General features: G+C 60.4%; 21 protein-coding genes and 1 pseudogene. All 22 read right to left on the bottom strand.

What is annotated here, in order from left to right; translation table 11 throughout:
- Nucleotides 1–5 precede the first annotated feature (5 nt).
- Entirely contained in the window at nucleotides 6–1,538 is a 1,533-nt protein-coding gene (gene nuoM, locus HU743_RS18460; RefSeq protein WP_016775285.1) for an NADH-quinone oxidoreductase subunit M, read from the bottom strand.
- 39 nt (nucleotides 1,539–1,577) lie between these two features.
- Nucleotides 1,578–3,431 (bottom strand): NADH-quinone oxidoreductase subunit L, encoded by a 1,854-nt coding sequence (nuoL, locus tag HU743_RS18455; protein ID WP_186650354.1) that lies wholly within the window; start codon nucleotides 3,429–3,431, stop codon nucleotides 1,578–1,580.
- Complete coding sequence (nuoK, locus tag HU743_RS18450; protein WP_003180046.1) at nucleotides 3,428–3,736, bottom strand: NADH-quinone oxidoreductase subunit NuoK; 309 nt, start codon at nucleotides 3,734–3,736, stop codon at nucleotides 3,428–3,430. Before nuoK ends, nuoL begins: the two co-directional genes overlap by 4 nt.
- 3 nt (nucleotides 3,737–3,739) lie before the next feature.
- The gene (gene nuoJ, locus HU743_RS18445) at nucleotides 3,740–4,240 is read right to left on the bottom strand and encodes an NADH-quinone oxidoreductase subunit J (protein WP_007951462.1); all 501 of its coding nucleotides are present in this window, start codon (nucleotides 4,238–4,240) and stop codon (nucleotides 3,740–3,742) included.
- 9 nt (nucleotides 4,241–4,249) lie between these two features.
- Nucleotides 4,250–4,798 (bottom strand): NADH-quinone oxidoreductase subunit NuoI, encoded by a 549-nt coding sequence (gene nuoI, locus HU743_RS18440; RefSeq protein WP_186534151.1) that lies wholly within the window; start codon nucleotides 4,796–4,798, stop codon nucleotides 4,250–4,252.
- 11 nt (nucleotides 4,799–4,809) lie between these two features.
- Nucleotides 4,810–5,817 carry an NADH-quinone oxidoreductase subunit NuoH gene (nuoH, locus tag HU743_RS18435; RefSeq protein ID WP_039763316.1) on the bottom strand — a complete coding sequence of 336 codons (1,008 nt, stop codon included), beginning with the start codon at nucleotides 5,815–5,817 and terminating at the stop codon, nucleotides 4,810–4,812.
- Nucleotides 5,814–8,528 (bottom strand): NADH-quinone oxidoreductase subunit NuoG, encoded by a 2,715-nt coding sequence (gene nuoG / locus HU743_RS18430; protein ID WP_186650352.1) that lies wholly within the window; start codon nucleotides 8,526–8,528, stop codon nucleotides 5,814–5,816. Before nuoG ends, nuoH begins: the two co-directional genes overlap by 4 nt.
- Nucleotides 8,529–8,664: 136 nt before the next feature.
- Complete coding sequence (gene nuoF, locus HU743_RS18425; protein ID WP_186650350.1) at nucleotides 8,665–10,020, bottom strand: NADH-quinone oxidoreductase subunit NuoF; 1,356 nt, start codon at nucleotides 10,018–10,020, stop codon at nucleotides 8,665–8,667.
- Nucleotides 10,017–10,514: an NADH-quinone oxidoreductase subunit NuoE gene (nuoE, locus tag HU743_RS18420; RefSeq protein WP_003223804.1), complete on the bottom strand. Its 498-nt coding sequence runs from the start codon at nucleotides 10,512–10,514 to the stop codon at nucleotides 10,017–10,019. Before nuoE ends, nuoF begins: the two co-directional genes overlap by 4 nt.
- Before the next feature lie 2 nt (nucleotides 10,515–10,516).
- Complete coding sequence (nuoC, locus tag HU743_RS18415) at nucleotides 10,517–12,301, bottom strand: NADH-quinone oxidoreductase subunit C/D (RefSeq protein WP_186650348.1); 1,785 nt, start codon at nucleotides 12,299–12,301, stop codon at nucleotides 10,517–10,519.
- Between the two features lie 69 nt (nucleotides 12,302–12,370).
- The gene (locus HU743_RS18410) at nucleotides 12,371–13,045 is read right to left on the bottom strand and encodes an NADH-quinone oxidoreductase subunit B (RefSeq protein WP_186634957.1); all 675 of its coding nucleotides are present in this window, start codon (nucleotides 13,043–13,045) and stop codon (nucleotides 12,371–12,373) included.
- 10 nt (nucleotides 13,046–13,055) lie between these two features.
- The gene (locus tag HU743_RS18405; RefSeq protein ID WP_003223812.1) at nucleotides 13,056–13,469 is read right to left on the bottom strand and encodes an NADH-quinone oxidoreductase subunit A; all 414 of its coding nucleotides are present in this window, start codon (nucleotides 13,467–13,469) and stop codon (nucleotides 13,056–13,058) included.
- 644 nt (nucleotides 13,470–14,113) lie between these two features.
- The gene (aceA, locus tag HU743_RS18400) at nucleotides 14,114–15,439 is read right to left on the bottom strand and encodes an isocitrate lyase (protein ID WP_186622975.1); all 1,326 of its coding nucleotides are present in this window, start codon (nucleotides 15,437–15,439) and stop codon (nucleotides 14,114–14,116) included.
- 473 nt (nucleotides 15,440–15,912) lie between these two features.
- Complete coding sequence (locus HU743_RS18395) at nucleotides 15,913–16,674, bottom strand: secretin N-terminal domain-containing protein (protein ID WP_186650347.1); 762 nt, start codon at nucleotides 16,672–16,674, stop codon at nucleotides 15,913–15,915.
- A gap of 374 nt (nucleotides 16,675–17,048) precedes the next feature.
- Nucleotides 17,049–17,132, bottom strand: a pseudogene (locus HU743_RS18390) (GNAT family N-acetyltransferase); the annotation flags it as partial.
- 295 nt (nucleotides 17,133–17,427) lie between these two features.
- A complete protein-coding gene (locus HU743_RS18385; protein WP_186622978.1) occupies nucleotides 17,428–17,853 on the bottom strand; it encodes a GNAT family N-acetyltransferase in 426 nt (141 codons plus the stop codon).
- The gene (locus tag HU743_RS18380) at nucleotides 17,846–19,015 is read right to left on the bottom strand and encodes a cupin domain-containing protein (RefSeq protein WP_186650345.1); all 1,170 of its coding nucleotides are present in this window, start codon (nucleotides 19,013–19,015) and stop codon (nucleotides 17,846–17,848) included. The genes HU743_RS18385 and HU743_RS18380 overlap by 8 nt, the downstream gene beginning before the upstream one ends.
- 86 nt (nucleotides 19,016–19,101) lie before the next feature.
- Nucleotides 19,102–20,472 (bottom strand): adenylosuccinate lyase, encoded by a 1,371-nt coding sequence (gene purB / locus HU743_RS18375; protein WP_186551809.1) that lies wholly within the window; start codon nucleotides 20,470–20,472, stop codon nucleotides 19,102–19,104.
- Nucleotides 20,473–20,598: 126 nt separating this feature from the next.
- Complete coding sequence (hflD, locus tag HU743_RS18370; protein ID WP_186551810.1) at nucleotides 20,599–21,222, bottom strand: high frequency lysogenization protein HflD; 624 nt, start codon at nucleotides 21,220–21,222, stop codon at nucleotides 20,599–20,601.
- On the bottom strand, nucleotides 21,219–22,343 hold the full coding sequence (mnmA, locus tag HU743_RS18365; RefSeq protein ID WP_186650343.1) for a tRNA 2-thiouridine(34) synthase MnmA: 1,125 nt from the start codon (nucleotides 22,341–22,343) through the stop codon (nucleotides 21,219–21,221). The genes hflD and mnmA overlap by 4 nt, the downstream gene beginning before the upstream one ends.
- 59 nt (nucleotides 22,344–22,402) lie before the next feature.
- On the bottom strand, nucleotides 22,403–22,849 hold the full coding sequence (locus HU743_RS18360) for an NUDIX hydrolase (protein ID WP_186650340.1): 447 nt from the start codon (nucleotides 22,847–22,849) through the stop codon (nucleotides 22,403–22,405).
- A gap of 197 nt (nucleotides 22,850–23,046) precedes the next feature.
- Nucleotides 23,047–25,272, bottom strand: a complete 2,226-nt coding sequence (locus HU743_RS18355) for an NADP-dependent isocitrate dehydrogenase (protein WP_186622985.1) — start codon at nucleotides 25,270–25,272, stop codon at nucleotides 23,047–23,049.
- Between the last annotated feature and the right edge of the window lie 414 nt (nucleotides 25,273–25,686).

Here is a 25,686-nt window from a genome sequence, read left to right as displayed (position 1 = left end):
CGCTCTTACCGGGCCGAAGCGAGTTGAGAGAAGGCGGTGCCGAGCCACTGCTGCACGCCATGCATGGTGGCGGCAGAAGTGTCGAGGAACGGTTGCGGGTAGACGCCGAGGTAAATCAGCAGCACCGCCAGACCGAGCACCATGATCAGTTCGCGCGCGTCCATACCGTGCAGCACCGCGTCGGATTTCGACGGGCCGAAGTAGGCACGGTGGATCATGATCAGCGAATAGACCGAACCGAACACTAGACCGGAGGTGGCAATCGCCGTGACCCATGGAGCGCTGGCGAAAGAGCCGATCAGGATCAGGAACTCGCCGACAAAGTTACCGGTACCCGGCAGGCCCAGCGACGCGGCGGCGAAGAACAGGCTGATCGCCGGCAGGTAAGCGATACGCGACCACAGACCGCCCATCTCACGCATGTCACGAGTATGCAGACGCTCGTACAACTGACCGCTGAGGATAAACAGTGCCGCTGCCGACAGACCGTGCGCGAGCATCTGGATCACTGCGCCTTGCAGCGCCAGTTGGCTGCCGGAGTAGATGCCGATCAACACGAAGCCCATGTGGGAAACGGAAGAGAAGGCGATCAGACGCTTGATGTCGGTTTGTGCGAACGCCAGGAACGCGCCGTAGAAAATCCCGATCAGACCGAGGGTCATGGCAATCGGCGCAAACTCGGCCGAAGCATTCGGGAACAGCGGCAGGGCGAAACGCAGCAGACCGTAGGCCGCGGTTTTCAGCAGGATACCGGCGAGGTCGACGGAACCTGCGGTCGGCGCCTGGGCATGAGCGTCAGGCAGCCACGAGTGGAACGGTACGACCGGCAGCTTGACCGCGAAGGCGATGAAGAAGCCGAGCATCAGAATGTACTCGGTGGTCATCGACATCTTGGTTTTCAACAGATCGGCGTAGTTGAAAGTGATCACGCCAGTGTTGTTGAAGTTGACCAGCACCAGACCGAGGATCGCCACCAGCATGATCAGGCCGGAAGCCTGCGTGAAGATGAAGAACTTGGTCGCCGCGTAGATCCGGGTTTTCTTGCCGTCCGAAGAACTGTGACCCCAGAGCGCGATGAGGAAGTACATCGGCACCAGCATCATTTCCCAGAAGAAGAAGAACATGAACAGGTCGAGGGCGAGGAACACACCGACCACACCGCCCAGGATCCACATCAGGTTCAGGTGGAAGAAGCCAACGTGACGTTGAATCTCTTTCCACGAACACAGTACCGAGAGGATACCCAGCAGGCCGGTCAGCAGGATCATCAACAGCGACAGGCCGTCGAGGGCCAGGTGCACGTTGATGCCGAAACGCTGGATCCAGACGTGCTTGAACTCAAGCGCCCAGGTCGGATCGGCGCCCGGCGCCGGTGCGAATGAATAGTCACCGTGGGCCCACAGCCAGAGGCCGAGTGCGAGTTCCAGGGTCATGGTCAACAGCGCAATCCAGCGCGGGAGGGTAGCGCCGAAGCGCTCACCCATCCAGCACAGCAGGCCGCCGATGAAGGGGATCAGGATTAGCCAAGGCAGAATCATGACGGGCTCGTTTCCTTTCGCAAATTCGCAAGGTTCATATCAGACCGCTACCAGCACGATGGCGCCGATCACCAGCACGGCACCAGCAGCCATCGAGGCGGCGTACCAACGCAGTTGACCGGTCTCGGTGCGGCTCAGGGCAGTGTGACCACCCTTGGCCATACGCGGGATCAGACCAATGGTCTGGTCGAGCGGGTCTTTGCGCAGTACATGGCTGATCGCAAGGTACGGCTTGACGAACAGTTTGTCGTAGATCCAGTCGAAGCCCCAGGCAGCGAACCACCAGGCCGAAAGGAAGCGGCCGATGCCGCTGTTGGCGATTGCCGTGACGAAGCGACGCTTGCCGAGGAACAGCAGGGCCGCCAGCAGGATACCGGCCAGGGCGATGGCGCCCGAGGCGATTTCCAGACTGTGCTTGGCTTCGCCGCCGGCATGACCAACGCTTTGCGGCAGAACGCCGTGCAGCGGCGGCACGATCATCGCGCCGACGAAGGTCGACAGCACGATCAGCACCGACAGTGGCAACCAATGTGCAATGCCGTGACCGGCGTGGGCTTCGGTCTTGGCTTCACCGTGGAACGCAATGAAGATCAGGCGGAAGGTGTACAGCGACGTCATGAACGCACCGACCAAACCTGCGTAAAGCAGACCCTGGTTGCCGCTGGCAAACGCTTCCCAGAGGATTTCGTCCTTCGAGTAGAAGCCGGCGGTGACCAGTGGCAGAGCGGCCAGCGCCGCACCACCGACGATGAAACTGGCGTAAGCCAGTGGCAGCTTCTTCCACAGACCGCCCATCTTGAAGATGTTCTGCTCGTGGTGGCAGGCCACGATCACCGCACCGGACGCCAGGAACAGCAGGGCCTTGAAGAAGGCGTGGGTCATCAGGTGGAAGATCGCGCCTTCCCAGGCGCCAACGCCCAGCGCCAGGAACATGTAGCCGATCTGGCTCATGGTCGAGTAGGCGAGGATGCGTTTGATGTCGGTCTGCACCAGCGCGGCAAAACCGGCCAGTACCAGCGTTACGCCACCGACGATGCCGACCAGGTGCAGGATGTCCGGCGCCAGGGTGAACAGACCGTGGGTACGGGCGATCAGGTAGACACCCGCGGTCACCATGGTTGCAGCGTGGATCAGTGCCGAAACCGGGGTAGGGCCGGCCATCGCATCCGCGAGCCAGGTTTGCAGCGGCAGTTGTGCCGATTTGCCGACAGCACCGCCGAGCAGCATCAGGGTCGCCAGCGTGATCCAGAAGTCGCCGACCTGGAATTTCTGCGGTGCCAGCACCAGCAGTTCCTGAATGTTCAGCGTGCCCACTTGCTGGAACAGGATGAACAGGCCGATGGCCATGAACACGTCGCCGATCCGGGTCACGATGAAGGCCTTGAGTGCGGCGTTACCGTTGTTGCGGTTGCTGTAGTAGAAACCGATCAACAGGTACGAGCACAAGCCCACGCCTTCCCAGCCGAAGTACAGGAACAACAGGTTATCGCCGAGTACCAGGAACAGCATGCTGGCGATAAACAGGTTGGTGTACGAGAAGAAGCGCGAGTAACCCGCTTCGCCGCGCATGTACCAGGACGCGAACAGGTGGATCAGGAAACCGACGCCAACCACCACGCCGAGCATGGTGATCGACAGGCCATCGACGTAGAGGGCGAAGTCAGGCTTGAAGCCTTCCACCGCCATCCACTGCCAAAGCACCAGGGTGTAGTGACCGCCTTCGGGAGGCGCGACGTTGAATTGCCAGATGACGTAAGCGGTGATAATCGCCGACAAGCCAATGGAACCCACGCCGACCAGCGCCGAGAGGTTTTCCGACCAGCGTCCACGGGAGAACGACAGCAGCAGGAAACCGATTAGAGGAAATACGAAAGTCAGAAAGATCAGGTTCATCCGCGCATCTCACTGGCAGCGTCGATATCGAGCGTGTGGAAGCGGCGATACAGTTGCAGCAGGATTGCCAGGCCAATACTGGCCTCGGCGGCTGCCAGGCTGATCACCAGGATGAACATGATCTGTCCATCCGGTTGCGCCCAGCGGGCGCCCGCAACGATGAAGGCCAGGGCAGAGGCGTTCATCATCACTTCCAGACTCATCAACACGAACAAAATGTTGCGGCGGACCATCAGGCCGACCAGACCAAGGCAGAACAGGATGCCGGCAACGGCCAGTCCATGCTCGAGAGGGATAGCAGGCATGTGTTACTCCTTCGCCTCGTTACGGCCCAAATGGAACGCCGTGACGGCTGCGGCGAGCAGCAGCATCGAGGCGAGTTCGACCACCAGCAGGTACGGGCCGAACAGGCTGATGCCCACGGCTTTCGCATCTACGGTGGTGTGGCCGATGGCCTGGCCGCTCTGGTGAGCGAACAGCACATACAGCAGTTCGGCCAGCAGCAGCGCGGCAAGAATTACCGGCCCCGCCCAGATGCCGGGCTTGAGCCAGGTGCGTTCCTGCTGCACCGAGGCGGGCCCCAGGTTGAGCATCATCACCACGAACACGAACAACACCATGATGGCGCCCGCGTAGGCGATCACTTCCAGCACACCGGCGAACGGTGCGCCGAGGGCGAAGAAGGTCATGGCCACGGCGATCAACGAGATGATCAGGTAGAGCAGGGCATGCACAGGGTTGGTGTTGGTGACCACGCGTAACGTGGACACAACAGCGATACCCGATGCGAAATAGAAAGCGAATTCCATCGTTCTTCCTTAAGGCAGCAAGCTCTTCACGTTGATCGGTTCGGCTTCGTTCTGCGCAGCGCCTTTCGGCTTGCCAGCGATTGCCATACCTGCAACACGATAGAAGTTGTAATCAGGGTTTTTGCCGGGGCCGGAGATCAACAGATCTTCTTTCTCGTACACCAGGTCCTGACGTTTGAACTCGGCCATCTCGAAATCCGGGGTCAACTGGATCGCGGTGGTCGGACAGGCTTCCTCGCAGAGACCGCAGAAAATGCAGCGCGAGAAGTTGATCCGGAAGAAGTCCGGGTACCAGCGACCGTCTTCGGTTTCAGCTTTCTGCAGCGAGATGCAACCCACCGGGCACGCCACGGCGCACAGGTTGCAGGCTACGCAGCGTTCTTCGCCATCGGGATCGCGGGTCAGGACGATGCGGCCACGGTAGCGCGGCGGCAGGTAGACCTGCTCCTCTGGGTATTGCAGGGTGTCGCGCTTGCGAAAGCCATGACCGAAGATCATGACCATGCTGCGCAACTGGGTACCGGTACCCTTAATGATGTCGCCAATATATTTGAACATGGGTCAAATCCTCACTGAACCGCAACCGCAGGCGTGTTCAACAACACAACCGCAGCGGTTACCAGCAAATTGATCAGGGTCAGTGGCAGGCAGAACTTCCAGCTGAAATCCATCACCTGGTCATAACGCGGACGCGGGATGGAAGCGCGCAGCAGAATGAACAGCATGATGAAGAACGCGGTCTTCAATGCGAACCAGACGAAGGACAGTTGCGGCAGGATGCCGAACGGACCGTGCCAGCCACCGAAGAACAGGGTGACCAGCAGCGCCGAGATCAGGATGATGCCGATGTACTCACCGACGAAGAACATGCCCCATTTCATGCCGGCATATTCAATGTGGTAACCGTCGGCCAGTTCCTGTTCCGCTTCCGGCTGGTCGAACGGGTGACGGTGAGTCACGGCCACGCCAGCGATGAAGAAGGTACAGAAGCCGAAGAACTGCGGAATGATGAACCACAGGTTCTGTGCCTGGTACTCGACGATGTCGCGCATGTTGAACGAGCCGACCTGCACCACGATGCCCATCAGGGCCAGGCCCATGAACACTTCGTAGGACACGGTCTGCGCCGAGGCACGCAAGCTGCCGAGCAGGGCGAACTTGTTGTTGCTCGACCAGCCGGCGAACAGCACCGCATAGACCGACAGACCGGCCATCGCGAAGAAGAACAGCAGGCCGATGTTCAGATCCGCCACGCCCCAGGTCGGGGTGATCGGGATGATCGCAAAGGCGATCAGCAGGGCGGACATGGCCACCACCGGCGCCAGGGTGAAGATCACCTTGTCGGCAAACGGCGGGGTCCAGTCTTCCTTGAAGAACATCTTCAGCATGTCGGCGGCGATCTGGAACATGCCGAACGGGCCAACGCGGTTCGGACCGTAACGGTCCTGCCACCAGCCCAGCAGGCGACGTTCGACAAAGCTGAGCAAGGCGCCTGCGACCACCACGGCCAGCAGAATCACGATGGCTTTGATGACCGTCAGGATCACATCGATCACTTCAGGGGTGAACCAGGTCATTGCGCTGCCTCCTGCAGACCGTCGACGGACACGCCGGCGAATGCCGGTGGAATACCGGCGATGCCCGCAGGCAATGCCACCAGACCGGCGCCCAGTTCTTCATTGATGCGCAGCGGCAGACGCAGGGTCTGGCCGGCCACGTTCAGACTCAACAGGGCACCGTCGTTAACGCCGAGGCGATCCGCTTCGGATTTCGCCAGAGCCACGTAAGGCGCCGGAATGCGCTCTTGCACCGGTGCAGCTTTCGAAGAGTTTTCTTCGCTGCCGAACAAGTGGAAGAACGGCACGGCTTGCCAGGTACCCGGCGCCGGGTTGAATGCACGCGGCGCGGTGGCGAACCAGTTCAGCGAATCGCCAGTGCTTTCGATCAGGCGGGTGCCCGGATCGCCAGCGCGCAGGTGACCACCGACTTCGTCCTGGAACTTGTTCCACGCTTGTGGCGAGTTCCAGCCCGGCGACCAGGCGAACGGCACTTGCTGACGCGGTTCGGCAGAGCCCGAGTAACCTTCCATGGAGAAGGCGAACGCGGTGTCCTTGTCTTGTGGGGTGCGCGGTTCGTGGACGCTGATGTCGGCGCGCATCGCGGTGCGACCGGAATAACGCAGCGGCTCACGCGCCAGTTTCAGACCTTTGATGCGGAACGCAGCCGACGGTGCAGCGTCGACGATACGCGCCAGTTGCGCGGTGCTCGAAGCAACGGCAGCGGTAACGTGGTCGAGTTGCGTCCAGTCGATCGGCTGGTTGAGCAGGGTGGCGCGCAAGGCGTGCAGCCAGCGCCAGCCTTCGTGAACCAGAATGCTCGCGTCCATGTACTGCGGATCGAAAACCTGGAAGAAGCGCTGGGCGCGGCCTTCCTGGCTGACCAGCGTACCGTCGCCCTCGGCGAAGCTCGCCGCTGGCAGAACCAGTTGTGCGCGGTCGGTGGTAGCGGTTTTCTGATGGTCGGCGACGATCACCACTTTCGCGGCGTCCAGTGCTGCATCGACCTTGGCTTTGGCGGTGCGGGTGTACAGATCGTTTTCCAGCACGACGATGGCGTCGGCCTTGCCATCAATAACCGCTTGCAGCGCGGCGTCGACCGATTCACCACCGAGCATGGCCAGACCGAGGCTGTTGGCTTCCGGCACAATCAGGCTGATCGAACCGTTCTTCTCGCGCAGCTTCAACGCTTTGGCAATGTTGGCGGCGGCTTCGATCAGCGCTTTGGAGCCCAGCGAAGTACCGGCGATGATCAGCGGGCGTTTGGCGGCGAGCAGGGCGTCGGCGATGCGCTGCGCCAGTTCCAGCGCTTCGGCGTCCAGACCGTCAACGGCCGGGGCGCTGGCATCCAGCGCGTGAGCAACAGCGAAACCGATGCGTGCCAGATCGTCGGGAGCGGCGTGTACGCATTCTTCAGCGACGTCGTCGAGCTTGGTTTCGGCGAGGCTGGCGATGAACAGCGGGTTCAGCGCGTGCTGACCGATGTTCTTCACCGCAGCGTCGAGCCAAGGCTGTACGCGCATGGCTTCGGCCATGTCTTCAGCCTTGCCCTTGACCGACTGACGCAGGGCCAGTGCCATGCGCGCAGCGGTCTGGGTCAGGTCTTCGCCGAGGACGAAAATCGCGTCGTGGTCTTCGATGTCGCGCATGTTCGGCACTGGCAGCGGGCTGTCGTTCAGCACCTGCAGGACCAGACGGATGCGCTCCAGCTCGGAGGCTTCGATGCCGGAGTAGAAGTGCTCGGCACCGACCAGTTCGCGCAACGCGTAGTTGCTTTCGAGGCTGGCACGCGGCGAACCGATACCGACGATGTTGCGACCGCGCAGCAGATCGGCGGCTTTATCCAGCGCAGCGTCGAGGCTCAGCTTGGTGCCGTCGGCCAGCAGCGGCTGACGTGGACGGTCGGTGCGGTTGACGTAGCCATAACCGAAACGGCCACGGTCGCAGAGGAAGTACTGGTTCACCGAACCGTTGAAGCGGTTTTCGATACGACGCAGTTCACCGTAACGCTCGCCCGGGGAAATGTTGCAACCGCTCGAGCAGCCATGGCAGATGCTCGGGGCAAACTGCATGTCCCATTTGCGGTTGTAGCGCTCGGAGTGAGTCTTGTCGGTGAACACACCGGTCGGGCAGACCTCGGTAAGGTTGCCGGAGAACTCGCTTTCGAGAGTGCCGTCTTCAACGCGACCGAAGTACACGTTGTCGTGGGCGCCGAATACACCAAGGTCAGTGCCGCCGGCGTAATCCTTGTAAAAACGCACACAGCGGTAGCAAGCGATGCAGCGGTTCATCTCGTGGGAAATGAACGGGCCCAGTTGCTGGTTCTGGTGGGTGCGCTTGGTGAAGCGGTAACGGCGCTCGTTGTGGCCGGTCATTACCGTCATGTCTTGCAGGTGGCAGTGACCGCCTTCTTCGCACACCGGGCAGTCGTGCGGGTGGTTGGTCATCAGCCATTCGACAACGCTGGCGCGGAACGCCTTGGATTCTTCATCGTCGATGGAGATCCAGGTGTTGTCGGTGGCAGGCGTCATGCAGGACATGACGATGCGACCACGGGTGTCGTTCTCGTCAGTGTACTGTTTGATTGCGCACTGGCGGCAGGCCCCGACGCTACCAAGCGCGGGGTGCCAGCAGAAATATGGAATGTCGAGGCCCAGCGACAGACATGCCTGTAACAGGTTGTCTGCCCCGTCGACTTCGAGCGCTTTGCCGTCTACGTGGATAGTGGCCATGGTTCAAAGGTCTTCGTTGGCCCGGTGTCAGCGGGCGTGGCTAATGGAATCTTGTTATGCGTCCGAATCCAAACAGCCCCGAAGGGCGTCATCGGACGAAAGGCGAAGGGCACGGACCCTTCGCCTTTTTAAGCGTTTACGCGCCGACTACGATCGGCCTTGCCAGAGGCGGGACGGCGGCGCTGACAGGCGCGATACCGGCTTCGAACTCTGGACGGAAGTATTTGATGGCACTGCCCAACGGCTCCACGGCACCCGGTGCGTGAGCACAGAAGGTCTTGCCCGGGCCGAGGAAACCGACCAGACCCAGCAGGGTCTCGATGTCGCCTGGCTGGCCCTTGCCTTGCTCGATGGCCATCAGGAGCTTGACGCTCCATGGCAAACCATCGCGGCACGGGGTGCAGAAACCGCAGGATTCACGGGCGAAAAACTGCTCCATGTTGCGCAGCAGCGAGACCATATTGACGCTGTCATCCACCGCCATTGCCAGACCGGTACCCATACGGGTGCCGACCTTGGCGATGCCGCCGGCGTACATCTGTGCGTCGAGGTGTTCCGGTAACAGGAAACCGGTACCGGCGCCACCTGGCTGCCAGGCCTTGAGCTTGAAGCCGTCGCGCATGCCGCCGGCGTAATCTTCGAACAGTTCGCGACCGGTGACGCCGAATGGCAATTCCCACAGGCCCGGGTTCTTGACCTTGCCGGAGAAGCCCATGAGCTTGGTGCCCATGTCTTCGGAGCCTTCGCGGGACAACGATTTGTACCAGTCAACGCCGTCGGCAATGATCGCCGGCACGTTGCACAGGGTTTCGACGTTGTTCACGCAGGTCGGCTTGCCCCACACGCCGACGGCGGCGGGGAAGGGCGGCTTGGAGCGCGGGTTGGCGCGGCGGCCTTCGAGGGAGTTGATCAGTGCAGTTTCTTCACCGCAGATGTAACGCCCGGCGCCGGTGTGTACGAACAGCTCGAAATCGAAACCGGAACCGAGGATGTTCTTGCCCAGCAGGCCAGCAGCCTTGGCTTCTTCCACGGCACGGTTGAGGTGCTTGGCGGCGGTGGTGTATTCGCCACGCAGGAAGATGTAGCCACGGTAGGTTTTCAGCGCGCGGGCACTGATCAGCATGCCTTCGATCAGCAGATGGGGCAGCTGCTCCATCAGCATGCGGTCTTTCCAGGTGTTCGGCTCCATTTCATCCGCGTTGCACAGCAGGTAGCGGATGTTGATGGATTCGTCCTTGGGCATCAGGCCCCACTTCACGCCGGTCGGGAAGCCTGCGCCGCCGCGACCCTTGAGGCCGGCGTCTTTCACAGTCTGGACGATGGCGTCCTGATCCATGTCGGCGAAGGCTTTGCGCGCAGCGGCGTAACCGTTCTTGGCCTGGTACTCGTCGAGCCACACGGCTTCGCCGTCATCGCGCAGACGCCAGGTCAGCGGGTGAGTCTCGGCCGAACGCTGAATGCGGTTGGCAGGACCGAAAGATGTCAGGGTCATACATAGCCCTCGAGCAGTTTGGCCACGCCAGCAGGCTGGACGTCGCCAAAGGTGTCGTCGTCGATCATCAGCGCCGGTGCCTTGTCGCAGTTGCCGAGGCAGCAGACCGGCAGCAGGGTGAAACGACCGTCGGCGGTGGTCTGGCCCAGGCCGATGCCCAGATTGTTCTGGATTTCGCTGACTACCGACTCGTGGCCGCCGATGTAGCAGACCATGCTGTCGCAGACGCGAATGATGTGGCGGCCGACCGGCTGACGGAAGATCTGGCTGTAAAACGTCGCCACGCCTTCAACGTCACTGGCTGGGATGCCGAGGATCTCGCCGATCGCGTACAGGGCGCCATCCGGCACCCAGCCGCGTTCCTTCTGAACGATCTTCAGGGCTTCGATCGACGCCGCGCGCGGGTCTTCGTAGTGATGCAGCTCGTGCTCGATGGCCGAGCGCTCGGTTTCACTCAAGGTGAAACGGTCTGTCTGGATAAGCGTGCTGTTCATGCTTAGCGGTCCACGTCGGCCATAACGAAGTCGATACTACCCAGGTACGCAATCAAGTCCGCGACCATGCTGCCTTTGATCACCGAAGGGATCTGTTGCAGATGCGGGAAGCTTGGGGTGCGGATCCGGGTACGGTAGCTCATGGTGCCGCCGTCGCTCGTCAGGTAATAACTGTTGATGCCCTTGGTCGCTTCGATCATCTGGAAGGATTCGTTGGCCGGCATGACCGGGCCCCACGAAACCTGCAGGAAGTGCGTGATCAGGGTTTCGATGTGCTGCAGCGTGCGCTCTTTCGGCGGCGGCGTGGTCAGCGGGTGATCCGCCTTGTACGGGCCTTCGGGCATGTTGCGCATGCACTGGTCGATGATCTTGATGCTCTGGCGCATCTCTTCGACGCGAACCATGCAGCGGTCGTAGGCATCGCCGTTGACGGCCAGTGGCACTTCGAATTCGAAGTTCTCGTAGCCCGAGTACGGACGCGCTTTACGCAGGTCGAAATCGCAACCGGTCGAACGCAGGCCGGCACCGGTGACGCCCCATTCCAGGGCCTCTTTGGTGTTGTAGGCGGCGACGCCGACGGTACGGCCCTTGAGAATGCTGTTCTGCAGGGCGGCCTTGGTGTATTCGTCCAGACGCTTGGGCATCCACTCGACGAAGTCCTTGACCAGTTTTTCCCAGCCGCGCGGCAGGTCGTGGGCGACGCCACCGATGCGGTACCAGGCCGGGTGCAGGCGGAAACCGGTGATGGCTTCGATCACCGTGTACGCCTTCTGGCGGTCGGTGAACGTGAAGAACACCGGGGTCATGGCGCCGACGTCCTGGATGTAGGTACCCAGGAACAGCAAGTGGCTGGTGATACGGAAGAACTCGGCCATCATGATGCGGATGACGTCGACCTTCTCGGGCACCTTGATACCAGCGAGCTTCTCCACCGAGAGCACGTACGGCAGGTTGTTCATCACCCCGCCGAGGTAGTCGATGCGGTCGGTGTACGGAATGTAGCTGTGCCAGGATTGACGCTCGCCCATCTTCTCGGCACCACGGTGGTGGTAACCGATGTCCGGAACGCAGTCGACGATCTCTTCGCCGTCCAGCTGCAGAATGATACGGAATGCACCGTGCGCCGAAGGGTGGTTCGGACCGAGGTTGAGGAACATGTAGTCCTCGTTGGCCCCGGAACGCTTCATGCCCCAGTCTTCAGGACGGAAACGCGCCGCTTCCTCTTCAAGCTGCTGCTTGGCGAGGTTGAGGCTGTACGGGTCGAACTCGGTGGCGCGCGCCGGGAAATCCTTGCGCAGCGGGTGACCTTCCCAGGTCGGCGGCATCATGATGCGCGACAGGTGCGGGTGGCCTTTGAAGTCGATGCCGAACATGTCCCAGACTTCACGCTCGTACCAGTTGGCGTTCGGCCAGATGCTGGTGACGGAAGGCATGCTGAGGTCGCCTTCGGACAAGGCCACCTTGATCATCACGTCACTATTACGCTCCAGCGACATGAGGTGATAGAACACGGTGAACTCGGCGTCGCTCGGCAGGCCTTGACGCTTGGTGCGCAGACGCTCGTCCACGCCGTGCAGGTCATAGAGCATGACGTACGGCTTGGGCAGGTTGCGCAGGAACGTCAGGACTTCAACGAGCCTGGCGCGCGCGACCCACAGCACCGGCATGCCGGTGCGGGTCGACTGAGCGGTGAACGCTTCGGCGCCAAAACGGTTGTTCAATTCAACGACCACATCCTGGTCGTCTGCCTTGTAAGGCGGGATGTACAGAGCACTGCCTGTAGTCATGGTTATTTTTTCGCTTTCGGTCAACGTAAAGAATGAAGCCAGCTTCTCGTTACTTGGAACAGAACTGGATCAGACTTCGTCAGGGCTGCGCAGGTTGGTGACTGCGATTCGCTGTTCGCGGCGCGCATCCTTCTGCGAAGGCATGTCGGCGCGATACACGCCTTGATCACCAACGACCCAGGAAAGCGGACGACGCTCCTGTCCAATCGATTCCTGCAACAGCATCAAGCCTTGCAGAAATGCTTCCGGACGGGGCGGGCAGCCAGGTACGTAGACGTCCACGGGCAGGAACTTGTCTACGCCTTGAACCACGGAGTAGATGTCGTACATGCCGCCGGAGTTGGCGCACGAACCCATGGAGATAACCCACTTCGGTTCGAGCATCTGCTCATAGAGACGCTGAATGATCGGCGCCATCTTGATGAAGCAGGTACCGGCGATAACCATGAAGTCGGCCTGACGCGGCGAGGCCCGGATCACTTCGGCGCCAAAGCGCGCGATGTCGTGGGGCGCCGTGAAGGCGGTGGTCATTTCCACGTAGCAGCACGACAGGCCGAAGTTGTACGGCCACAGGGAGTTTTTACGTCCCCAGTTGACCGCGCCACTCAGCACGTCTTCCAGCTTGCCCATGAAAATGTTTTTGTGGACTTGATCTTCTAACGGATCGGAAACGGTTTCCCGCTGGCCAATCGGATATTGCTCGTTAGGAGCATCGGGGTCGATCCTGGTGAGATTGTATTGCATTGCCAAAGCCTCATTGTTTCAGCTTCGCCTGCCGCTTGCGACGAGCTTCCGGAGCCCAGTCAAGGGCGCCCACTCGGAACAGGTAGACAAGACCTGCCAACAGAATTGCTATGAAAACGAGAGCTTCGACGAATCCGGTCCAGCCGCTTTCGCGGACGGACACAGACCATGCAAAGAGAAAGAGGGCTTCGATATCGAAGATCACGAACAGCATCGCGACCAGATAGAATTTGGCTGAGAGCCGCAAGCGGGCGCCACCGGTAGGTAGCATGCCCGACTCGAACGGTTCGTTTTTGCTGCGACCCCAGGCTTTTGACCCAAGGAGGCTGGAGACGCCAAGCATGAAGGCACACAGGCCGACGACACCCAGAAGGAAAATGGCAAAGCCCCAGTTGTGGGCCATGAGTCCTGTCGCTTCGGGCATGCTGGTAATCCTTAACAGAGAGCAAAGGTCTCTGAGCTTGATAAAGAAATAGGCAGTGACGATATGTCGCAGCAATCAATCGGGCTGATTTTATGGCTAAACACCCGGCAAGTAAAATTCCAAAGGCGAAATTATTTACCGGATTAAGGACATAGCGCTTCCTCACAGCCCTGCGGCCCATGCGTTGCGGGCATTAGCCGGGTTTCCATCAATTATGTTTTGTAGGGAATGTAACGAACATAGTTGCCGCTGAATGATAATTGATATCGTTTGGAGTGGTTTTGTAACTGTTTAACGAGTGAGTGGTTGGGAAGTTGTCTTACTTGCGCGTTACTGCAAGTAGCGAAGCCTACCGTTTTAGCGGAAATTTCTGACGCTTGTACCGCGTCAGATCAATGTTTTCGCACAGGGAAACACAAAACCTGTAGGAGTGAGCCTGCTCGCGATAGCGGTGTTCCTGTAACGCATCGGGTGACGGACACACCGCTATCGCGAGCAGGCTCACTCCTACAAAGGATTTGTGGTGTCTTTGAGATTCACGCAGGCAAAAAAACGCCCCGAACCAGTCGGGGCGTCAGTCTCTTGCGGCTCTGCAGTTAGCTTTTTATTCGATCCGCAAAGGCCGTTTGCTCAGCGAAGCGTTATCAGTGGAACTGTTCTTCTTCGGTCGAGCCGGTCAGCGCGGTCACCGAGGACGAGCCGCCCTGGATCACGGTGGTCATGTCGTCGAAGTAGCCGGTGCCCACTTCCTGCTGGTGAGCCACGAAGGTGTAACCCTTGGCGGCGTCAGCGAATTCCTGCTCTTGCAGCTTCACGTAGGCGGTCATGTCGTTGCGGGCGTAGTCGTGCGCCAGGTTGAACATGCTGTGCCACATGTTGTGAATGCCGGCCAGGGTGATGAACTGGTGCTTGTAGCCCATGGCGGACAGTTCGCGCTGGAACTTGGCGATGGTCGCGTCGTCCAGGTTTTTCTTCCAGTTGAAGGAAGGCGAGCAGTTGTACGACAGCAGCTGGTCCGGGTATTCCTTTTTGATCGCTTCGGCGAAGCGACGGGCTTCGTCCAGGTCCGGCTTGGCAGTTTCGCACCAGATCAAATCGGCGTATGGCGCGTAAGCCAGACCACGGGCGATGGCTTGATCCAGGCCGGCACGCACCTTGTAGAAACCTTCCTGAGTACGTTCGCCAGTGACGAATGGCTGGTCGTACGGGTCGCAATCGGAGGTCAGCAGGTCAGCCGCGTTGGCGTCGGTGCGGGCCAGAATGATGGTCGGTGTGCCAGCAACGTCAGCTGCCAGACGCGCAGCGGTCAGCTTCTGTACGGCTTCCTGGGTGGGTACCAGTACCTTGCCGCCCATGTGTCCGCATTTCTTCACGGACGCCAGTTGGTCTTCGAAGTGAACGCCGGCGGCGCCTGCTTCGATCATGCTTTTCATCAGCTCGTAGGCGTTCAGCACGCCGCCGAAACCGGCTTCTGCGTCGGCCACGATTGGCGCAAAGTAGTCGATGTAGCCTTCATCGCCCGGGTTCTTGCCGGCTTTCCACTGGATCTGGTCGGCGCGACGGAACGAGTTGTTGATGCGCTTGACCACGGTTGGCACCGAGTCCACCGGGTACAGCGACTGGTCCGGGTACATCGATTCTGCGGAGTTGTTGTCCGCTGCCACTTGCCAGCCCGACAGGTAGATCGCCTGGATACCGGCCTTGACTTGCTGCACAGCCTGACCGCCGGTCAGGGCGCCCATGCAGTTGACGAAATCTTTCTCTGGACGGAAGGACGGCTTGGCACCCTGGGTCACCAGGTTCCACAGCTTCTCGGCGCCCATCTTCGCAAAGGTGTGCTCAGGCTGGACCGAGCCACGCAGACGAACCACGTCAGCAGCGGAGTAAGTGCGAGTCACGCCTTTCCAGCGCGGGTTCTCAGCCCAGTCTTTTTCGAGGGCTGCAATTTGCTGTTCGCGTGTCAGTGCCATGGAGATAAACCTCGTCGCGTCTTTTATGAAAAGTTGTTCTGCGGTGGAAAATTCCTGCGCTCGCTGACCAGAAGCTTCGGGGTCAAGACGGATTCGGCGGGGTAGGCGACGGGATGAACGATGGGCTCGAGGGGAAGTGAGCAGGTAGTGGCGTACTGCAGGCACATTCGGGCGTCGTGGGCCTTTATGCGATCAACAGCGTGAAGCCGGGTTACCTAAATACGCTTCCGTCCCTCGGGACAACTTCGTTCCAGTCGGCAACCTCGTCAAACACACCTTGTGGGCGGTACAGACACGAAACGGTTCGCGGGGTAGGTGCGAACGGCGCTTCGAAGGCCCTTGCCAGGGCCTCTGATTAGCGGGAGCGAGGCCATCATGCCTCCCCTTTTTTGCCTCGTCAAACGTTTTGTAGTGCTTTTTTTCAAGCACTACATCTTTCGTCTAATACGACTAATCAGTCAGTTTTCGGTGCTTTAGTCCAGCGTGTCGACTTTCACCCGCAGGGTCATGTCATCCCGGCCTTGAGTCGAGTAGCTGCGGGTCAGGCCCTGTTTGTCGGCCTGAGTCTGGCTGTTGACGCCCGCCAGGGTGATCCATTCACCGAGGCGCCCGGTGACGGTTGTGTCGGTGCTTTGCACGTTCACTACATCGGGACGTTCCTGGCTCATGCGGTCACGGTTGGTACTGATTGCCAGATGAACGGTGTCGCCGGTAACGCTGGCTGTCACGTAGAAGCCCTGAGTGACGTTGCGGTACTGGGTTTCGCTACTGTAGCCGCCGTAGGAATCGCTCTGGGTGTTGGTGATCGGCACGCTTTGACCGATCTGAATCAATGCCGGAGCGCCTTCGCTGGCCTGAATCTGTTGCACGCCGCCGTTACGGCTGGTGGTGCTGCGGCTGATGATGCGGGTCTGGTTTGGTTGAGCGCCGTTGACTGAATAACCTTCGTCGCCACGGCCATTGTTTTCGTTGGTGTCGACGGTGATCAGCAAGCGCTTGGGCGCGGTATCGAGTTGCGCCAGCAGGTCCTTCAATTCCTGAATTTTGCCCGGCTCAGCCTTGACGATCAGTTGGTTGCCGTAGGCGCTGACCTGACCGTCCTGGCCGATAAAGTCCTGCGCCACCGGCAGCATGTCGGCGCTGGTGTGGTACTTGAGGGGGACGATTTCTGTGGCTGCCAGCACCGAAAAACTGCAACCGAGCAGCAGGGTGGTGAGCAGGGTGCGTAGGGACATGTCCGTTATCTCCGCGTTCGAAAGGCTTGATAGTGCCAGTTTGTCGGCCCGGGGTGGGGCAAGTTGAATCGTAGACAGCAAAACGCCCCGGCAACGTTCGATGCCGAAGCGTCAGGAAATGACGTTGTGGCGAGGGAGCTTGCTCCCGCTGGACTGCGCAGCAGGCCCAAATGTCCAGGGCCGCTTCGCGCCCCAGCGGGAGCAAGCTCCCTCGCCACAGGGATTCGCAGACATTTCAGGCTCTTTGATGATCAGGCGAGGACCTCTTCGCGAGCAGGCTCGCTCCCACAGTAGTGCTCCAGTGGATACAGATTTTGTGTCAGACAGAGATCCAGTGTGGGAGCGAGCCTGCTCGCGAAGGCCGCGCCTCGGTATCAGGCCGAATGCCGAACCATATCGACATGCGGAATCCCGGCCTCGAGAAACTCCTCGCTGACCAGGCTGAAACCCAAACGCTCAGGGCGGCCCGGCAACGTTCGATGCCGAAGCGTCAGGAAATGACGTTGTGGCGAGGGAGCTTGCTCCCGCTGGACTGCGCAGCAGGCCCAAATGTCCAGGGCCGCTTCGCGCCCCAGCGGGAGCAAGCTCCCTCGCCACAGGGATTCGCAGACATTTCAGGCTCTTTGATGATCAGGCGAGGACCTCTTCGCGAGCAGGCTCGCTCCCACAGTAGTGCTCCAGTGGATACAGATTTTGTGTCAGACAGAGATCCAGTGTGGGAGCGAGCCTGCTCGCGAAGGCCGCGCCTCGGTATCAGGCCGAATGCCGAACCATATCGACATGCGGAATCCCGGCCTCGAGAAACTCCTCGCTGACCAGGCTGAAACCCAAACGCTCATAGAACGCCGTGGCCTGTACCTGCGCGCTGAGCATCTGTTGCTTCAGGCCGCGCGCTTCGGCTTCGGCGATCACCGCTTGCATCAGCGCGTCACCGACCTTCATCCCGCGCCAGTCTTTCAGCACCGAGACCCGGCCGATGTGCCCATCGGGCAGCAGGCGCGCGGTGCCAATCGGAAAGTCGCCTTCAAAGGCAAGAAAATGCACGGCGGTCGCGTCGTCCGCGTCCCACTCAAGCTCGGGCGGCACCGATTGCTCGGCGATGAACACCGCTTCACGAATGCGCCGGATCTCGGCGATATCCTTCTGCCAGTCTGCGACACGAACGCGAATTTTATTCATCGGCGAACCCCAGGCTGCCTTGCTTGACCAGTTCGCACAGCAGGCCGCGACCGTCTTCGTCGTTCAGCCATTCGCCGAGGTTATCGGTGTGCAGGGCGTCGGCGGCGCAGATCAGCTTCAGCAGTTCGCGCAGCTTGCCCGGCAGGTAACGGCTCTGGCCACTGGCGAACAGGAGTAAATCGTCATCGACTTCGGACCAGGCCAGACGCGCGCTCGGGTTGCGAATCAGGACGGCGCCGTCCTGGAGGGCGGCGAGGAAATCTTCTTCTTCGACGTCTTCCGGGCCGACCACCAGTTCCGGATAGCGCGGCTCGGTCATGTACTGGCCGAACCAGGTCAGCAGCAGGCGCTCGTCGCTCATGTGTTCGGCGAGCAGGCTTTTCAGGCGATCCAGCGCGTCATGTTGGATCTGATGCGGGTCGGCCGCTGGCTGTGCGTCGGCATCGGTGTAGCGCTCTTCGTCGGTCAGGAACTGGCTGAGGAAGTCGGTGAAATGGGTCAGCACTTCAGCGGCGCTCGGGGCGCGGAAGCCCACTGAGTAGGTCATGCAGTTGTCGACCGCGACGCCGCAATGGGCCAGACGCGGTGGAAGGTAGAGCATGTCACCTGGCTCCAGCACCCATTCTTCGGTCTGTTCAAATTCGGCGAGGATGCGCAGATCGGCGTGCTGCAACAGCGCGCTCTCGGAATCGCACATCTGGCCGATTTTCCAGTTGCGCTTGCCGTGGCCCTGAAGCAGGAACACGTCGTAGTTGTCGAAGTGCGGACCGACGCTGCCACCTGGGGCGGCGAAGCTGATCATCACGTCGTCGACGCGCCAGCTCGGCAGGAAGCGGAAGTTTTCCAGCAGTTCGCTGACTTCTGGCACGAACTGGTCGACCGCTTGTACCAGCAGCGTCCACTCTTTTTCCGGCAGCTTGCTGAACTCGTCCTCGGCGAACGGGCCGCGACGCAGTTCCCAAGGGCGCTCGCCGTGCTCGATGACCAGACGCGATTCTACTTCTTCTTCCAGGGCCAGGCCGGCCAGTTCGTCGGCGTCGATCGGGCTTTCGAAGTCAGGAATCGCCTGACGAATCAGCAGCGGTTTTTTCTGCCAGTAGTCGCGCAAGAATTCGCGTGCTGTAAGGCCGCCCAGAAGTTGAAGAGGAATATCGGAATTCATATGTAACCTATTGAAAAAAAGCACTTTTCAGACGGGAATAAAAACGCCCGGCGCGGCCGGGCGTCTTAAACGGGGCAAACGGTCGATCAGATGCGTTTGGCTTGTGCCACAGCGTTGCCGATGTAGTTGGCCGGGGTCAGTTGCTTGAGCTCGGCTTTCGCCTCGGCAGGCATGTCCAGGCCATCGATGAAAGTCTGCAGCGCTTCAGGGCTGATGCCCTTGCCGCGGGTCAGTTCTTTCAGTTTTTCGTACGGGTTTTCGATGTTGTAGCGGCGCATCACGGTCTGGATCGGCTCGGCCAATACTTCCCAGCAAGCATCCAGGTCAGCGGCAATCTTCTGCTCGTTCAGCTCGAGTTTGCTGATGCCTTTGAGGCTGGCTTCGTAGGCGATCACGCTGTGGGCGAAGCCGACACCGAGGTTACGCAATACGGTGGAGTCGGTCAGGTCGCGCTGCCAGCGGGAGATCGGCAGTTTGCTCGCCAGGTGCTGGAACAGCGCGTTGGCGATGCCCAGGTTGCCTTCGGAGTTTTCGAAGTCGATCGGGTTGACCTTGTGCGGCATGGTCGACGAACCGATTTCGCCGGCGATGGTGCGCTGCTTGAAATAGCCCAGGGAGATGTAGCCCCAGATGTCACGGTCGAAGTCGATCAGGATGGTGTTGAAGCGCGCAATGGCGTCGAACAGTTCGGCAATGTAGTCGTGCGGTTCGATCTGCGTGGTGTACGGGTTGAAGCCCAGGCCCAGCTCGTCTTCGATGAAGGCGCGGGCGTTGGCTTCCCAGTCGATCTGTGGGTAGGCCGACAGGTGCGCGTTGTAGTTGCCGACGGCGCCGTTGATCTTGCCCAGCAGCGGAACGGCAGCGACCTGAGCGATCTGACGCTCGAGGCGGTAAACCACGTTCGCCAGTTCTTTACCCAAAGTGGTCGGCGAAGCCGGCTGACCGTGGGTGCGCGACAGCATCGGCACGTCGGCGAAACGGATGGCCAGCTCGCGGATGGCGTTGGCGGTCTGGCGCATCAGCGGCAGCATCACCTCGTCACGGCCTTCGCGCAGCATCAGGGCGTGGGACAGGTTGTTGATGTCTTCGCTGGTGCAGGCAAAGTGGATGAACTCGCTGACCTTGGCCAGCTCCGGCAGCTTGGCCGCCTGCTCCTTGAGCAGGTATTCGATCGCCTTGACGTCGTGGTTGGTGGTGCGCTCGATCTCTTTGACGCGCTCGGCGTGCTCCAGCGAGAAGTTTTCCGCCAGTTCATTGAGAACGGCGTTGGCTTCGGCGGAGAAGGCCGGTACTTCAGGGATACCGGCGTGGGCGGCCAGGCGCTGGAGCCAGCGCACTTCAACCAGGACGCGGGCACGGATCAGACCGTACTCGCTGAAAATCGGGCGCAGGGCCTGGGTTTTGCCGGCGTAGCGGCCGTCTACAGGGGAAACCGCAGTGAGCGAAGAGAGCTGCATGGGGTGTTCTCGGACAGTCGGGCAACGAAATGGGGCGCGTATCATACATGAAAAAATCCGCCGATCCGCTGCCAACTGACCGGCGTATTACGCGTTACAGACTACAAAGCTTTTATGGCGCGGCGTTTACTCGCTGCGCATCAACGGATACAGCTCTTTGAGCAGCTTGCGGCGGCTGATCACCAACTGCCAGCGATGGCCGCCGAGCTGGCGCCACAGGCGCGCCGAGCGAATACCGGCAAGGAGCAGGGCGCGGATTTTCGAGGCGTTGCTTGGCTGCTGCAGATTGCGCATGTCGCCGTGCACTTGAATGCGTTGGCGTAGCGTACTCAGGGTGTCCTGATACAGCGCGCCACACGCGGCGATCACGTTTTCGTGGGCCGGGCCAAAGTGCTCGACCTGCGACTGGATTTGCGGCAGACGCTTGCCGATCACTTCCAGCATGTCGCCGCGCTTGGCCAACTGCCGCTCCAGACCGAGCATCGACAGGGCGTAGCGCAGCGGCTCGCGCTGCAAGGTGCTTGGATCACGTTCAAGGGCGCCGATCAGCGCGCGGTAGCCTTCGCGCAGATTGAGGTCATCGCCGCCGTACACATCCAGTGTATCTTTCGGATCGCGCACCAGCAGGCTGCCGAGCATGCAGCTCAGGCCGGCTTCGTGGGTCTGTCCGGTCTTGGCGATGCGGTCGACCAGCACAGCGGCGAGAAACACACCGCCCAGCGCCGTCAGTTGCTCCTGAGTCGGGCTCATGCCTGGCCGCTCCACGGTTCGGCGACTTCAATCACGCCGCCGCCGAGGCAGATTTCCCCGTCATAGAACACCACCGATTGACCCGGCGTCACCGCGCGTTGCGGTTCGTCGAACACGGCGCGGTAGCCGTTGGCGGTTTTTTCCAGGGTGCAGGCCTGATCGCTCTGGCGATAACGCACTTTGGCGGTCAGGCGCAGCGGCTGGCTCAGGTCGATCGGGTTGACCCAATAGATTTCCGAGGCGAGCAGGGCGCTGGAAAACAGCCACGGATGGTTGTTGCCCTGGCCGACGATCAGCTCGTTGGTGTCCAGATCCTTGCGCAGCACGTACCACGGCTCATCACCGGCGTCTTTCAGGCCGCCGATGCCGAGGCCCTGGCGCTGGCCGATGGTGTGGTACATCAAGCCGTGGTGACGGCCGATGACTTCGCCTTCGGTGGTCTTGATCTCGCCTGGCTGGGCTGGCAGGTATTGCTTGAGGAAATCGCTGAAGCGCCGCTCGCCGATAAAGCAGATCCCGGTGGAGTCCTTCTTCTTCGCGGTCGCCAGCTCGTATTTCTCGGCAATTTCGCGTACTTGCTGCTTTTCCAGTTCGCCGACCGGGAACAGCGTCTTGGCGATCTGTTCGCCACCGACGGCGTGCAGGAAGTAGCTCTGATCCTTGTTCGGGTCCAGGCCCTTGAGCAGTTCGGTGCGACCGTCGATGTCGCGGCGGCGAACGTAGTGGCCGGTGGCAATCAGGTCGGCGCCGAGCATCATGGCGTAGTCGAGGAACGCCTTGAACTTGATCTCGCGGTTACAGAGGATGTCCGGGTTCGGTGTGCGTCCGGCCTTGTATTCGGCGAGGAAATGCTCGAACACGTTGTCCCAGTACTCGGCGGCAAAGTTGGCGGTGTGCAGCTTGATGCCGATTTTGTCGCACACGGCCTGCGCATCCGCCAGATCGTCCATGGCGGTGCAGTATTCCGTTCCGTCGTCTTCTTCCCAGTTCTTCATGAACAGGCCTTCCACTTCATAGCCCTGCTCGATCAGCAGAAGTGCGGAAACGGAAGAGTCCACGCCGCCGGACATGCCGACAATGACGCGCTGCTTGGATGTGTCAGAAGGGGCTGGATCACGCATAGGGATTCAATGAGTGTCTTGGAAAAGGGCGCGATTCTATCAGGCTCGCGGCCGCAAGGCTAAAGAGAAGGGCGGATCAGTTCGATGCTGAAGTGATGACCGGCCAGGTAATCGTCGATGCAACGGATGATCAGCTCGCTGCGCCAGTTGTCGCGCTGGGCAATTAATTCGTCGCGGGTCAGCCACTTGGCGCCGAGGATGCCGTCGTCGAGTTGGTAATCCGGGTGGTGTTGCACGGCTTTGGCGCTGAAACATACACGCTGATAAGTCACACCGTTGCTCGGTGCGGTGTACAGGTAGATGCCGATCACCCCGGTGGGTTCGACGTCCCAGCCGGTTTCTTCGAGGGTTTCGCGGATGGCGGCGTCGATCAGTGTTTCATCCGGATCGAGATGCCCGGCCGGCTGATTGAGCACGTTGCGCCCGGCCTTGTGCTCTTCGACCATCAGGAAGCGGCCGTTGTCCTCGATGACGGTGGCGACGGTGATGTGGGGGAGCCATTCCATAAAACCTCCTCAATCTATTGGTTGAAACCCAATCCCTTGTAGGAGTGAGCCTGCTCGCGATAGCGGTGCATCAGTCGCCATTAATGGTGAATGGTATACCGCTATCGCGAGCAGGCTCACTCCTACAAGGGGGTTGTGTTGTCAGCAGAAACACAAACCCCGGCACTCGGCCGGGGTCTGTTTACAGCGCTACAACCTTAAACCAGCGCAGCAATCGCCGCGTTGAAGGTTGCGCTTGGGCGCATGGCCTTGCTGATCAGCTCGGCGTCGGCGTGGTAGTAACCGCCGATGTCGACTGGCTTGCCCTGAACGGCATTGAGCTCGGCAACGATGGTTGCCTCGTTCTCGGTCAGCGTCTTGGCCAGTGTCGCGAACTGCGCTTGCAGTGCAGCGTCTTCAGTCTGGGCCGCCAGGGCCTGAGCCCAGTACATTGCCAGGTAGAAGTGGCTGCCGCGGTTGTCGATGTTGCCGACTTTGCGCGATGGCGACTTGTTGTTGTCGAGGAACTGGCCGGTGGCCTGGTCCAGGGTTTTCGACAGCACCAGTGCTTTCGGGTTGTTGTAGTTCACACCCAGATGCTCGAGAGAAGCGGCCAGGGCGAGGAACTCACCCAGCGAATCCCAGCGCAGGAAGTTCTCTTCAACCAGTTGTTGCACGTGCTTCGGAGCCGAACCGCCGGCGCCGGTTTCGAACAGGCCACCGCCGTTCATCAGCGGCACGATCGACAGCATCTTGGCGCTGGTGCCCAGTTCCATGATCGGGAACAGGTCGGTCAGGTAGTCGCGCAGCACGTTACCGGTCACCGAAATGGTGTCCTTGCCTTCGCGGGTGCGCTGCAGGGTGTACTTCATCGCGTCGACCGGCGCCATGATCTGGATATCCAGACCGGCAGTGTCGTGATCCTTCAAGTAAGCCTGAACCTTCTCGATCACCACGCCATCGTGAGCGCGCATCGGGTCCAGCCAGAAGATGGCCGGCGTGCTGCTTGCGCGAGCGCGGTTGACGGCCAGTTTGACCCAGTCCTGGATCGGCGCGTCTTTGGTCTGGCACATGCGGAAGATGTCGCCGGCTTCAACTGCCTGCTCCATCAGCAGGGTGCCTTTGCTGTCGGTCACGCGAACCACGCCGTCAGCCTTGATCTGGAAGGTCTTGTCGTGCGAGCCGTACTCTTCGGCTTTCTTCGCCATCAGGCCAACGTTTGGCACGCTGCCCATGGTGGTCGGGTCGAAGGCGCCATTGGCTTTGCAGTCTTCGATCACGGCCTGGTAGATGGTGGCGTAGCAACGATCCGGGATCACGGCCTTGGTGTCGTGCAACTGGCCGTCAGTGCCCCACATTTTGCCGGAGTCACGGATCATCGCCGGCATCGAGGCGTCGACGATGACGTCGCTCGGCACGTGCAGGTTGGTGATGCCTTTGTCGGAGTTGACCATCGCCAGCGACGGACGCACGGCGTAGACCGCGGCGATGTCCGCTTCGATCTGCGCTTGCTGATCGCCAGGCAGGGCCTTGATGCGGGCGTACAGATCGCCGATGCCATTGTTCAGGTTGAAGCCGATCTGAGCCAGCACGTCAGCGTGCTTGGTCAGGGCGTCTTTGTAGAACTCGGCAACGATCTGGCCGAACATGATCGGGTCGGAGACCTTCATCATGGTCGCTTTCAGGTGAACCGAGAGCAGCACGCCCTGGGCCTTGGCGCTTTCGATTTCCGCAGCGATGAACGCGCGCAGGGCGTTTTTGCTCATCACGGCGCAGTCGAGGATCTCGCCAGCCTGGACGGTGGTTTTTTCTTTCAAGACGGTAGCGGTGCCGTCTTTGGCGATCAGTTCGATCTTCACGGCGTCAGCGGCGTCGATCAGGGCAGCTTTTTCGCTGCCGTAGAAATCGCCGGTGCTCATGTGAGCAACGTGAGACTTGGAGTCTTTGGCCCAAGCGCCCATTTTATGCGGGTGCTTGCGCGCGTAGTTCTTCACCGACAGCGGAGCGCGGCGGTCGGAGTTGCCTTCGCGCAGAACCGGGTTCACGGCGCTGCCCTTGACCTTGTCGTAACGCGCCTTGGCGTCTTTGTCGGCGTCGCTGGTCACGGTTTCCGGGTAGTCCGGCAGGTTGTAACCCTGCGCCTGCAGCTCTTTGATCGCGGCTTGCAGCTGTGGCACCGAAGCGCTGATGTTCGGCAGCTTGATGATGTTGGCTTCAGGCGTAACGGCCAGGTCGCCCAGTTCGGCGAGGTGGTCGGCTACGGCTTTGTCGCCCAGTTGCTCGGGGAAGCTGGCCAGGATGCGCGCTGCAAGAGAGATATCGCGGGTTTCCACGGCGATATCGGCCGAGGCGGTATAAGCCTCGATGATCGGCAGCAGGGAATAGGTGGCGAGGGCTGGGGCTTCGTCGGTGAAGGTATAGATGATCTTCGAGCGGGTGGGCATATTCGGATTAACTCTCTCTTCTTTGCTAAAGCGTGCGCAGAAACTCGAGGGGCGCCGGGTAAGCGCGTTCGTTCAAAGTCATCCATGAACCGAATGTCGAGATTCTTCGCGGTGATGTTGGGTGCATCAGTAGAGCGTCAAGCAGTCAGGCTGCGGTAACAACCCGACCAATCAGGCGGAAAGTCTCGTGCTAGAGAGGCCAGCCGTCGTGACCCTGTGGTCAGCGGGCGGCATTATACATAGGTAGCTGGCAATCTGCCGATGGTTCATATGCAACGATTCTCGTCCATTGGTCTAAAGGTCGCAGGGCGGGGTTGGGCAAAGACTCGTTACGAATGCTGGAGTTTGGCGCTTTTCCCTTTGCTTTCAGGCTTGTACGAAACGAGAAGTGCGCGGTGGCGGAACATGGGGTTT

The organism is Pseudomonas sp. SWRI99 (assembly GCF_014270125.1).
Taxonomy (GTDB): Bacteria; Pseudomonadota; Gammaproteobacteria; order Pseudomonadales; family Pseudomonadaceae; genus Aquipseudomonas; species Aquipseudomonas hamedanensis.
The sequence above is the reverse complement of the archived record's forward strand: the minus strand, read 5'-3'. Positions and strand labels throughout refer to the sequence as shown.

What these genes read in the sequence shown, in the direction of transcription:
- nuoM (WP_016775285.1), bottom strand. Translation starts at nt 1,538, where the DNA reads ATGATTCTGCCTTGGCTAATCCTGATCCCCTTCATCGGCGGCCTGCTG.
- nuoL (WP_186650354.1), bottom strand. Translation starts at nt 3,431, where the DNA reads ATGAACCTGATCTTTCTGACTTTCGTATTTCCTCTAATCGGTTTCCTG.
- nuoK (WP_003180046.1), bottom strand. Translation starts at nt 3,736, where the DNA reads ATGCCTGCTATCCCTCTCGAGCATGGACTGGCCGTTGCCGGCATCCTG.
- nuoJ (WP_007951462.1), bottom strand. Translation starts at nt 4,240, where the DNA reads ATGGAATTCGCTTTCTATTTCGCATCGGGTATCGCTGTTGTGTCCACG.
- nuoI (WP_186534151.1), bottom strand. Translation starts at nt 4,798, where the DNA reads ATGTTCAAATATATTGGCGACATCATTAAGGGTACCGGTACCCAGTTG.
- nuoH (WP_039763316.1), bottom strand. Translation starts at nt 5,817, where the DNA reads ATGACCTGGTTCACCCCTGAAGTGATCGATGTGATCCTGACGGTCATC.
- nuoG (WP_186650352.1), bottom strand. Translation starts at nt 8,528, where the DNA reads ATGGCCACTATCCACGTAGACGGCAAAGCGCTCGAAGTCGACGGGGCA.
- nuoF (WP_186650350.1), bottom strand. Translation starts at nt 10,020, where the DNA reads ATGACCCTGACATCTTTCGGTCCTGCCAACCGCATTCAGCGTTCGGCC.
- nuoE (WP_003223804.1), bottom strand. Translation starts at nt 10,514, where the DNA reads ATGAACAGCACGCTTATCCAGACAGACCGTTTCACCTTGAGTGAAACC.
- nuoC (WP_186650348.1), bottom strand. Translation starts at nt 12,301, where the DNA reads ATGACTACAGGCAGTGCTCTGTACATCCCGCCTTACAAGGCAGACGAC.
- HU743_RS18410 (WP_186634957.1), bottom strand. Translation starts at nt 13,045, where the DNA reads ATGCAATACAATCTCACCAGGATCGACCCCGATGCTCCTAACGAGCAA.
- HU743_RS18405 (WP_003223812.1), bottom strand. Translation starts at nt 13,469, where the DNA reads ATGCCCGAAGCGACAGGACTCATGGCCCACAACTGGGGCTTTGCCATT.
- aceA (WP_186622975.1), bottom strand. Translation starts at nt 15,439, where the DNA reads ATGGCACTGACACGCGAACAGCAAATTGCAGCCCTCGAAAAAGACTGG.
- HU743_RS18395 (WP_186650347.1), bottom strand. Translation starts at nt 16,674, where the DNA reads ATGTCCCTACGCACCCTGCTCACCACCCTGCTGCTCGGTTGCAGTTTT.
- HU743_RS18385 (WP_186622978.1), bottom strand. Translation starts at nt 17,853, where the DNA reads ATGAATAAAATTCGCGTTCGTGTCGCAGACTGGCAGAAGGATATCGCC.
- HU743_RS18380 (WP_186650345.1), bottom strand. Translation starts at nt 19,015, where the DNA reads ATGAATTCCGATATTCCTCTTCAACTTCTGGGCGGCCTTACAGCACGC.
- purB (WP_186551809.1), bottom strand. Translation starts at nt 20,472, where the DNA reads ATGCAGCTCTCTTCGCTCACTGCGGTTTCCCCTGTAGACGGCCGCTAC.
- hflD (WP_186551810.1), bottom strand. Translation starts at nt 21,222, where the DNA reads ATGAGCCCGACTCAGGAGCAACTGACGGCGCTGGGCGGTGTGTTTCTC.
- mnmA (WP_186650343.1), bottom strand. Translation starts at nt 22,343, where the DNA reads ATGCGTGATCCAGCCCCTTCTGACACATCCAAGCAGCGCGTCATTGTC.
- HU743_RS18360 (WP_186650340.1), bottom strand. Translation starts at nt 22,849, where the DNA reads ATGGAATGGCTCCCCCACATCACCGTCGCCACCGTCATCGAGGACAAC.
- HU743_RS18355 (WP_186622985.1), bottom strand. Translation starts at nt 25,272, where the DNA reads ATGCCCACCCGCTCGAAGATCATCTATACCTTCACCGACGAAGCCCCA.